This window comes from Gemmiger formicilis (assembly GCF_900167555.1).
Taxonomy (GTDB): Bacteria; Bacillota; Clostridia; order Oscillospirales; family Ruminococcaceae; genus Gemmiger; species Gemmiger formicilis.
In genome coordinates this window covers 22,658-33,377 of record NZ_FUYF01000022.1, presented here as the reverse complement: position 1 = coordinate 33,377, position 10,720 = coordinate 22,658, and the positions used below count along the sequence as shown (strand labels likewise).

Here is a 10,720-nt window from a genome sequence, read left to right as displayed (position 1 = left end):
GGCTTGTTATGGCAAGAAAGCGATTATGTATCCCACGTTCCAAACTTTAATTGTACAGCGACAAAAATTATAAAAACAGTCTGTTTTTCTCTACATAATAACTATATAATTTGAGTATTCCAGATATGATGGAGGTTGTTATTGTGGATGATGGAAATCGACTGACCGTGTATGAACTTGTGGAAAGAGTTATCCCCTGCATCATTGCAAAGCACTATAGCGAAAACTATATTCAAGGCTTTCGTTCGACGTTTAGGAACCTGTTAGCGTACTGCAATAAAAATGAAAAGAAATATTTTACAGCGGAATTGGCTCAGCAGTTCATGCTGGATTGCTACGGTGTGCAGCCGGGAACAGTAGAACGGCGATGCTCACGAGTTCACCGTGCAATGGATTTGTTGTCAGACTACCAACATTTCAACGCGGTTATGCTTCGGCGGAGGTTGAATCGAGAGTTCCCTGCAGGACTGCAAGAAGGTGCGGTCAACTACTTGCAAAAGCTATCTCTCCACGGACGCAGGGAGAATACGCTGCGCAGCCACAGAAATGTTCTTCTTCGCTTTACAGATTATTTGTTCAGCGTTGGAGTCACGGATTACAAATTACTTTCAGCAGATATTGTAAATCGATACGTCAAAGTTGTTTCGTGCAATTACAGCAATTCGGTTGTAAGGCTCCATTACAGTATCCTTTTACGCTTTTTTCAGTACCTTGCGCATAGTGGCTACAAGGAAACAGATTTGTCTTTGAAAATGATGCCAATTGTAAAAGTATCCGCTTCCGCGCGAATTCCTACAACATTAGATCTTAGCCAAATCGAAAGTATCCTTGCATCTGTTGACCGTGAAAGTCCACAAGGGAAACGCGATTATGCAGTTTTAATGATTGCAGTAAAACTCGGCATTAGAACCAGCGATATACGTAATCTTCGCCCTGCCAATTTTAATTGGGAACAGCATTTGGTGTCTTTCACCCAAGTCAAAACAGGAGAGCCGATAACTTTACCACTTCCCACAGATGTTGGATGGGCTGTAATAGACTATCTGAAAAATGGAAGGCCTGTAAGCGATGCCCCGGAAATTTTTCTCCGCGCAGTCGCTCCATACGTCTCTCTGCAAAATTTTGACAACATTCTTATTAAGCATATGCGAAAAGCGGGCATTCCTTTGGATTCAATAAAGCACCACGGGCTTCACTCGCTTCGACACAGCCTCGCAACACATATGTTAGATGAAGGAATCCCCATTACCTCGATTCAGGGTGTATTAGGACACATAAATGCCGATTCTACTCAAAAATATATTGGTGTAAATGTACGTCAGCTTCGCAGCTGCGCATTGGAGGTGACTGATTAGTGTTTGAGGAAAAACTTCTTGAACCCCATTTTACCAGTGTGCTTGCACCATATATGCTGGATGTTGTGGAGCAAAAACGTGCCCTTGGCAATAAATACAACGCCGGTGTTGAGGCACTCAGTGCATTCGATGACTTTTGCAATGAGCAACAATTGCGTATACCTGCCATTTCGAAAGAACTGCTGCAAAAGTGGGAGAAAAAGAGACCTCACGAAAACGAAACCACGCAATGTTTTCGGATTTCGTATGTGCGAATTCTTTGTAAGTATTTGCACAGCAATGGCTATGATGCTCCATGTGCATTCCACCCTGCGCCTCATGTAAATAAATGTTTCGTTCCCTACATTTTTACGAAAGACGAAATCGAGAGATTGTTTTCTGCGGTAGATTGTACCAAAGAATCTTCAGAATCTCCACTACGACATTTAGTTATGCCGGTTCTGTTTCGCCTGCTTTATACATGTGGGCTGCGCGTGTCAGAGGCTCTGCACCTTAAGGTTGCAGATGTTGATTTGGATGCTGGAGTTTTAGCCATATACGGTGCAAAAGGAGACAAAGAACGGCTGGTAGGAATTTCGGACTCAATGCTTACATACATGAAATCCTACCGCAGTAATCCATTAGTGGCAAATGCAAAAAGTATTTACTTTTTCCCTGCTCCTGATGGCGGATTCTATGATACAAGTACAATTTACGATATTTTTCGAAAATGCTTATTTGATGCCGGGATTCCACACCGAGGTCGAGGAAAAGGGCCTCGTCTCCATGATCTCAGGCATTCCTTTGCGGTCCACATTCTAAACAAATGGAGTTCCGAAGGAAAAGACATATATACCTGTTTGCCGATTCTCCGCACTGCTCTTGGGCATGACCGAATTACAACAACCGAAAAATACTTGAGGCTTGTCCCGGAAGCCTACATGGAAGTCACCGAACCATTCAATGAGCGATTCCATACCATTACAGAGGTACTTTGCAATGAGGAATAGATGCAGCTACGCCGGTTTAGTCTCCGCATACTTTAGCGTGTATCTGGCAGGAACTAAAAATGTCAGTACAAATACAATTTACTCTTACCGGGACACCTTTGTTATTTTTCATGGCTACCTTGAAAAGTATTGTGGCCTTAAATTAGAGAAAATGCTTTTTAATGACCTTTCCCGCGAACTGATTCTTGAATTTCTACAATATCTTGAAACTGAACGCAAATACAGTATATCTTCTCGAAACCAACGACTTGCTGCGCTGAAGTCATTTGCAAAATATGTACAAATTGAATGCCCGGATGAAATGATTCTGTGTCAGCGCATTCTTTCAATTGACAGCAAAAAAGCAGCAAAGCCGACGGTTCAATATTTGAGTAACCAGCAAACCGATATTCTAATGGAACAGCCTGATATTTCCACGCCAAAAGGTCGCAGAGACCTGGCGATGATTCTTCTCCTTTACGATTCAGCTGCACGAGTGCAGGAACTTTGCGATTTAAGAATCTGCGATATCCGAATAGATTCACTACCGGTTGTACATTTATTAGGGAAGGGGCGAAAAAGTCGAGATGTTCCGCTTACCAAACCGTGTGCACAGGTATTGCGCCAATACATTTGTGAGAACCATCTTGATATACCAGAACGCCGCAATGACCAGCTGTTTACAAATCCGCAAGGGAAAAAGTTGACTCGCAGCGGTGTTTCTTACGTGCTAGCAAAATATATCCACAAAGCAAATACTGCGGTGGATTCATTTTTTCCGCAGATTACACCGCATTGTCTCCGGCATTCTAAAGCAATGCATCTTGTTGAGGCAGGCAAAAATCTCATTTATATTCGTGACTTTTTAGGGCACGAATCTATTGAGACAACACAGGTTTACGCAAAAGCTAATCCCGAAGCTCGGCGCAAGGCATTAGAAACAATGGACACGAGGATGAATACGCCTGCCATGCCGGATTGGAACGACGACCCTGACTTAAAGGCGTTTTTAAAGACCTTGTAGAAAATTATGCTGAGATTTCTGGTGAATAGTCTCGAAGTAACGTCTGTTCTAAAAGATTCTCAGCATAACTTTTTTCTGCGCATAAAAGGCATTATGTTGAGCTCAACATAAGGCTTGCAATATGCATTCTGTATTCTATCACGGTACAATCGAATGGCGGTTGTTCAACTCCACGCTCCATGCGGGTGAAGCGAAAGCCAACATCATTCTGGCTATGGCGATCTCCGCGCAGGGCATTAACCAGAAGTACACGCAGTTCCGGAAAACGCCCATCGGGGATAATCCGGCGTTCACCTTCCGCACCTTTCTGCTGCGGCTGGGACTCATCGGTCCGGAGTACAAAAATGTGCGGATGCACCTGCTGAAGAACCTGCCCGGTGACAAGGCGTGGCGGCACGACAAGTCGCTGTATCCCAGCAATCAACCACGGCTTCATACAGATGAGGTCAGATAAGGAGAAACCCAATGTCTCGAAAAGAATACTTTGCCTATGGTTCCAATCTGAATTTTGAGCAGATGGCTTACCGCTGCCCGGAGGCAACCGCCGTGGGTATCGCCAAGCTGGACGGCTATGAGCTGGCGTTCCGGCGCGGCTACCTGACGATTTTGCCCAAAGAGGGCGCAAGCGTTGAAGGGCTGATCTGGTCTGTCACTGACCATGACGAATCCCAGCTTGACTGTTATGAGGGTTACCCGACATTCTATGACAAGGAGACCATGACGGTTACGGATGCCGATGGCGCGCCGCATGAAATCATGGTTTACACGATGAACGCACCGTACCGCGACCAGTTGCTCCCGGTCAGCAGCCGCTACAATGCGGTTGTTTTGCAGGGGTGTCTGGATGCCGGTATTTCTCCGCAGCAGTTCTATGATGCTGACGAAAAATACCGCAAAGCCTACAAGGCCAGAGCCGCGCCGGTCCCTAAGAAACACGCTCCCGAACGCTAACCAAGCCCGCTGCAACCCGCAGCGGGCTTTTTCTTTTGCAACAAAAGGAGAACCAGTATGAAAAACAAACACAGAATAAAGCAGTGCTTGTCGCTGCTGCTGGCGGGAGGGATTGCGCTCACAAATCTGGGCGCAGCGCTGCCCGCTTTTGCAGAGGATGCCGCAGCCACGCCGGAGACAGCCGAAGCCGCTACACCGGAAACCGCTGAAGCCAATGCCCCGACACCGAATCTTTCGCAGATCACTGAAAATCTGTACAACGATCTGCCGGACGCGCCTACCGGCAGTTACCTTGGCAGCATGGGTCTGCCCGTGGCAACCGGCGAGACAAAAATCGGTATCTCCGCGTGGGTTTCCGACCTGTATGACGGCGTAGATGCCCATATGGATGCCGATGCGCTGAACGCAGATGAGAACACGGTCACAATCGGCAAAACTCCCGGTACAGACTATGCCATTGTTCCGCTGTTGGCGCAGGTCGAATACCCGGCAGACGGTGCGGTATCTGAAATCATACTGCCGGACGGTGTAGAGCTTTTAAGCTACCGCTCCACCGATTATGAGCCTATCCCGGCAGACGAGCAGGAGCAGACTGAAATCCTGCACCAGACATACTCGGAGCAGTCGGCGGCAGTCACCGGCCTGTATGTGAAAGCCTATACCGATTTTACGGCACAGCTGGTCTATACGGATTCGGACGGCAGTTCGCAGTCAAAAGCTATCCATGTACAGATCAGCGAGGATGCCGCACCCACACAGATGTATGCCGACACCGGTGATGACGGCATTGCCGCCTATGCTGCAGGATCGACTCCGCCGTATGCCACCGGCAAAATCACAAGCATCGCCAAGGAGGGCGGCACATGGCTGATTTGGTTCAACGGTCAGGAAGCCTACTGCTGCAGCCACGGTCTGAACGGCCAGCCCAAGGGCTGCCCCACTTACAGCTTCTCTCATGTGTCCCGCCTTGAACCCGGCCAGTATACCCCCGGCAACCACTATGCAAACCAGGTCAACATCTGGGGCGGTCTTGGTCAGCTGAGTCTGGATATGCTGGATGACCGTCCTGTTGTGGCAAGCCTTGAAGATGATCCTGAAGGCGGCGAAGAACAGCCGGACATCCTTGGCAGTCTTTACGATGAAACCCAGCAGTGGATCATGGAAAACTATCCCGACAGCTACGCGGCGCAGACCTATATTGCTGCTGCAGAAGAACTGGTAAACGGTACAGATGCACAGTCCGGGGAAAACGGCTACTACACCTACATCTATAACCCGCCCGCAGGGTATGCGTGGCAGGTTGTGGCGCTGGTTGGTGAGGAAATTGCGGGCGGCACTGAGATCCCGGATGTGCCGAGTGTTCCGGAACCGAAGTATTATTCCGCTGCATGGACAGCTCCTGCGCAAAGTGCCAGCGGCAGCTTTGATCTGACATTCACTGTCAACACCGACAAGGTTCAGCTAAACACGCTGGAAAAGGTGGACGGGGCGGTCATTACCGTCACGCCCAGCCGGACCGGCGGCAGTGTGGACGGCGGCAGCTGGCAGATGAGTCCTGCCGGAGCGCAGACCATTACCACAAGCGGTCACACGCAGGATGACAGTTTTCACCTCAACGGCGGTGATGGTTCTGCCACATGGACGGTTCACTACGAGGTGTCCAAGACCAGCACCAGTACGCTTTCCGGGCAGGAAGGACCGTTCACCAGCCAAGCCGAAGCAGACGCAGCAGCAGAAGCTGCCAAGAATGCGGCCATCGGGCAGCTGCAGAACGAGGCGCAGGGCATGGTGGATGCCGCTATTGCCTCGGCGCGGGCGCAGCTTGCCAATATTACATTCAGCTATGACGAGGTAACCATCCCGCACGGCTTTGATTCAACGCCCGGTGCGCTGGGCAGCCACCAGACTATTACTGTTCCGGCTAATAGTTCCAATGACTATAAAATGCAGAACGATGAGTGGTCGGTAAAAGTCAGCATCGACAAAATCGACAGCGAAACCAAGCAGCGCATCAAGGGCGATGCCGAGTTTGAGGTTTTCGAGTGGGATACCGTCCTGCAGTGCTATATTCCGGCAGGCGGGTATAACCGGTACAAAGTCGAGCGCCAAGCAGATGGCACTTACAAGGTCATCAACCACAGCAATTATGCCAATGGTTCTGACAATATCTATTACACCCAGCGCAACGAGGGCAAGTTCGTCATCGTGGAGAGCCGCGCACCCAGCGGGTACTACGGTGATTGGACGGATGTGAACACTCCCGGCGCGGCAGGCTCTGTTCTCGGCAAGCGGGCGTATGCCTTTGAAATCACCAAAGCATTGGACGCCCAGACCATTTGGCTGGGAAACGCGGATTATAACGCCGACATTACCACGGCCAACAGCGGCGGTACCCTTATCGACACCGGTGAGGGTGTGGTCACCATCACCTTTGGCAGCCGCAATGCAGATAAGACCTACGCCACAGACCCCACCGGCATTGCCAATAACGAAGATTCCTACACCATGCACGCCAATGCCGACAAGATGCAGAACGACCGTGTCCTCGGCAATATTCTGCTGACAAAAGTTGACTTGGATGCCGCGCGGTATTTGGCTGCGGGCAGCAACGGTGACACCACGCTGGAGGGGGCGGTGTACGATTTGTACGCCGCTGACGCGATTGAACACCCGGACGGTGTTTCGGGTGTGGTGGATTACTCCAAAATCACCGATGCCAACGGACAACCTATCTGGCACACCACGGTTCTCACCAACGGCGGTTGGGATACCGATTACCTGCCCATTTTGCAGAAAGACCGGCTGGTAGCGTCTGCCAAAATCACAGACGGAAAGCTGGCTTTTGCCAACCTGTATATGGGCAGATATTACCTTGTGGAACGCGCCACAGGGCTGGTGCTGCCCATTGACGGAAACGGCAAGCTGTATGTTACCGGGAAGTATCCACAGCTAAACAAAAAGCTGGAACGCACCGGCAAGTACAGCGATTTGGCGCGGAAAAACAACGAATACACCGACTACATCTATAAAAATCAGTATTCCGCCGTAGCTGAGAGCCGTAAGCTGAACGGCAGCAAGGCGTGGGATGGCTACTATCTGTCCTATGCCAAGGGCTACCTCTGCGATGAGGTCAACCACTACAAAACCCTGTCCTATGCCAATGAATCCACCTACCACATCCACGCCGAGCAGGAAAGCCAAGACGAAGTCCTCAAATCCGGCTTTAGTTTGCAAAAACTTGTTTCCACCACTGGACAGCCTAGTCCTGCTTTGAAATTGAAAGGTGCGGGCTTTACCGTTTATCGCATCTCCAAACTGAGCAAGGCGGCGCAGTTCATGCAGAACCCGGACGGCAGCTACGATGCACAAAGTATTTTGGACGCTTACCGCAAGGATAACTACGATAATTTGACGCTCAAGTACGATTTCACCCATGAAGGACAGGCCATCGCCAATATGTTCGAGAGCAACACCGATACGGTCAACGCCTATAACGCGACCTTGACCGCAGACGGCGACTACGCCAACGGCAGGGGCAACGGCTGGATGCCTACGGATCAGCCCGCCGAGTATAGGCTGGGAGAAATGTTCACGAACGATGAGGGCATTTTCCGCGTTGAAGGCTTGCCCTATGGGCAATATCTGGTAGTAGAAACCACCATCCCCAAGGATGTGTTCCAGTGTGATCCGTTCATCGTGACAGTGGACGCCAACAGCCCGCAAAGCCGATTTACAGTTCCTGCGGGCAGCGTCACCACCCCCAGCAACAATTATATGACTTTTAACGTGCTGGACGAGGAACTGGAAGGCTATTTGCAGCTCATCAAGACCGATACAGAAACCGGCAAGGCGGTCAAAATCGCCAACACGGCCTTTGCGTTGTACAAATTAGATGACAAGGGTAATAAGACCCGCATTTCCATGATCGACCCAGCCAGCGGCAGCGCCACCAAGAAAACGGATGTGTTCTACACCGATGCAGACGGTCTTATGAAAACACCCGAAAAACTTCCGCTGGGGCGCTATTTCATTGAGGAACTGCAAGGTCCGGAAGGCTATTTCAATGATTCCGCCTACTCGGTGGAGTTTGAAATCAAGTCCGACCGCGTCTGGCAGGTCGTGGGCAATGCCACCAACGACATGGATGAGTATATCGTAGAAGAAAAATATTTCAACCACGAGACGCTCGGTCAGCTTACCATCCGTAAGCTGGGCAATGTCTTGACCGATTACAAGGATGGTCAGTTCATCTACACGCAAGATAGTCTCGCAGGCGCAGTGTACGAAATTCACGCTGCAGCCGACATTGCCACACCCGACCGCCAAGGCACCTACTGGTACAAAGACGGTGACCTCGTTGCCACCGTTACCACTGGTGCGGAGGGTCAGGTGGACGAAGTCCGGTTCAGCCCCACCCGCACGCAGGCAACCTATGATTTCTTGAAAATTACCCATGATGGCACCAAGGGTGAAGTCAACGTGACCCTACCGCTGGGCAAGTACACCATTACCGAGGTTCAAGCGCCGTATGGTTTTGTGCTGACCCAGCAGAGCTACACTGTGGAATTCGGCTGGGATAGCCAAAAAAACGACATTGTGCTGGCAAAAACTATTGTCAGCCACGGGCAGGACGGCGACAAGGAATGTTCGTACAGCATTGTGAATGTCAAGGACGCCTCGGATGCCCACAAGAATGGGCAGACACTTGTGTTTGAAAATGCGCGGGTGCTGTCCACGCCCGAAAAGCCCGGCGATAAGGTCAGCAAAATCGGTGTAGGCATTTACAAGCAGGACCGAGAGGCGCTGACCTATCTGCCCGGTGCGGTGTATGAACTCTACACCGTGGATGACATTTATTCCGCAGATGGATCGAAGCTGCTGGACGCCGGTACAAAGCTGGCAGAAAGCAGCCCCACCAACGAAAGCGGCTTTACTTGGTTTGATGTGGATGTTCCCATCCGTTCTGAAAGCTATCCCGACTCCGGCAACAGCGGCAGATACCGCATTGTGGAAATCACCGCCCCTGCCGGTTACCTGCTGGACAGCACCCCTATGGAAGTTGCCTTCACCTACGAGGGTCAGCAAATCGCGTGGCAGGTCGTGGACGGTACAAACACCAACCTGCGCACCAGTGTGGACATTTCCAAGCAGGACATCACCAACGGAAAGGAACTGCCCGGCGCGAAGCTGGAAATCCGCGATGCAGACGGCAGTCTGGTCGAGGGCTGGACCTCCGGCAAAGTGCCGCACACCGTGCGAGGTCTGGAACTTGAAAAAGAGTACACCCTGACGGAGAAACGTGCCCCGGACGGCTATGCCGAAGCCGAAAACATCGTGTTCAAGCTGGTGCAGGAAGGCAACGAACAAAGCAATATCGTCTATGTGAAATCCAACGATGCTTGGGTAAAACTCGACGATGTCACCGTCATTATGCAGGACGCGCCGGTACTGGATATCGACAAGACCGACATTGCTGGTAATCTGCTGCCGGGTGCTACGCTGACGATCCGTGATGCTGGCGGCGAAGTTATTGACACTTGGGTGACAGACTACAAAACGCATAGTGTTCCCATCTCGGATGAATTTATCAAGTTGTCAGGCGAAACCAAAGAGTACATCTACACCCTGGCCGAAGATGCCGCTCCGGCTGGCTTTGAGATTGCCGAATCGGTGCAGTTCAAGTTGGAATCTGTGGATGATGTGATTTCTCTGTTTGTCCGCGAAAATGCCGATGAAGAATGGGTGCGCGCCGACAAGCGGTTAATTCAGATGATAGACGAAGCCACACCCCGCGAGGATACGCCAACACCAACCCCGGCACCAACACCGCAGCCGACGCCCGCTGCAACTCCGGCACCTACACCGCATAAGGTGCAGACCCTCCCGCAGACAGGAGATGGTTTCCCGCTGCTGGCTATTGTGGTCGTGTCTCTTGCGTCTGCGACAGGTATCGTGATGCTGACCGTTAAGCAGAAAAATGCGCCGAAAGAAACTTCTGATGAGGAGGACGCCGATGAAAGTGCTGATCGTTGAACCCGGAAAATACCCCCGCGAAGCCGACATTGAACACACTCTTGAAGCCGAGCAGGCAGTTGTCGGCGGCACCATCGAGGCAGTGTACCCTTGGCGGGATAGCGCCTGCATCGTCTGCAACGATAACGGCATTGCAGAAAACCTGCCGCTGAACCGTATGCTGAGCGACTATGACATTATCCACGGCACATTTTTCGTCTGCGGGCTGATCAGCAACGATTTTACTGACCTTACCCCGCAGCAGATGAAGCACTACGAAGAAATGTACCACGACCCGCAGCTGTTTTTCCTGCTGGGCAAGACCCTGTGTGTGGAACACACCACCCCGGAAGAATACGCCCGTGTTATGACCCCGCCGCCGAACACAAAAGAAAGCTACGAAAGATAAG

7 protein-coding genes are annotated in these 10,720 nt (G+C 50.9%); all 7 read left to right on the top strand.

All coding sequences use genetic code 11. The annotated features are described in order from the left end of the window. The first annotated feature begins 125 nt into the window (after nucleotides 1-125). The 7 genes from B5D32_RS12630 (at nucleotide 126) to B5D32_RS12600 (ending at nucleotide 10,719) form a co-directional block, all read left to right on the top strand. Nucleotides 126-1,355 (top strand): site-specific integrase, encoded by a 1,230-nt coding sequence (locus tag B5D32_RS12630; RefSeq protein ID WP_078785354.1) that lies wholly within the window; start codon nucleotides 126-128, stop codon nucleotides 1,353-1,355. After that, nucleotides 1,355-2,344 (top strand): tyrosine-type recombinase/integrase, encoded by a 990-nt coding sequence (locus B5D32_RS12625; protein WP_078785353.1) that lies wholly within the window; start codon nucleotides 1,355-1,357, stop codon nucleotides 2,342-2,344. The genes B5D32_RS12630 and B5D32_RS12625 overlap by 1 nt, the downstream gene beginning before the upstream one ends. Next, on the top strand, nucleotides 2,334-3,347 hold the full coding sequence (locus B5D32_RS12620; RefSeq protein WP_159447043.1) for a tyrosine-type recombinase/integrase: 1,014 nt from the start codon (nucleotides 2,334-2,336) through the stop codon (nucleotides 3,345-3,347). The genes B5D32_RS12625 and B5D32_RS12620 overlap by 11 nt, the downstream gene beginning before the upstream one ends. Before the next feature lie 121 nt (nucleotides 3,348-3,468). Next, nucleotides 3,469-3,801 (top strand): amidoligase family protein, encoded by a 333-nt coding sequence (locus B5D32_RS12615; RefSeq protein WP_143402759.1) that lies wholly within the window; start codon nucleotides 3,469-3,471, stop codon nucleotides 3,799-3,801. Nucleotides 3,802-3,812: 11 nt separating this feature from the next. Beyond that, nucleotides 3,813-4,298, top strand: a complete 486-nt coding sequence (locus B5D32_RS12610) for a gamma-glutamylcyclotransferase family protein (RefSeq protein ID WP_078785351.1) — start codon at nucleotides 3,813-3,815, stop codon at nucleotides 4,296-4,298. Nucleotides 4,299-4,355: 57 nt separating this feature from the next. Next, nucleotides 4,356-10,331: a prealbumin-like fold domain-containing protein gene (locus B5D32_RS12605; RefSeq protein ID WP_078785350.1), complete on the top strand. Its 5,976-nt coding sequence runs from the start codon at nucleotides 4,356-4,358 to the stop codon at nucleotides 10,329-10,331. Further along, on the top strand, nucleotides 10,312-10,719 hold the full coding sequence (locus B5D32_RS12600) for a DUF3846 domain-containing protein (protein WP_078785349.1): 408 nt from the start codon (nucleotides 10,312-10,314) through the stop codon (nucleotides 10,717-10,719). Before B5D32_RS12605 ends, B5D32_RS12600 begins: the two co-directional genes overlap by 20 nt. The last annotated feature ends 1 nt before the right edge of the window (nucleotide 10,720 follow it).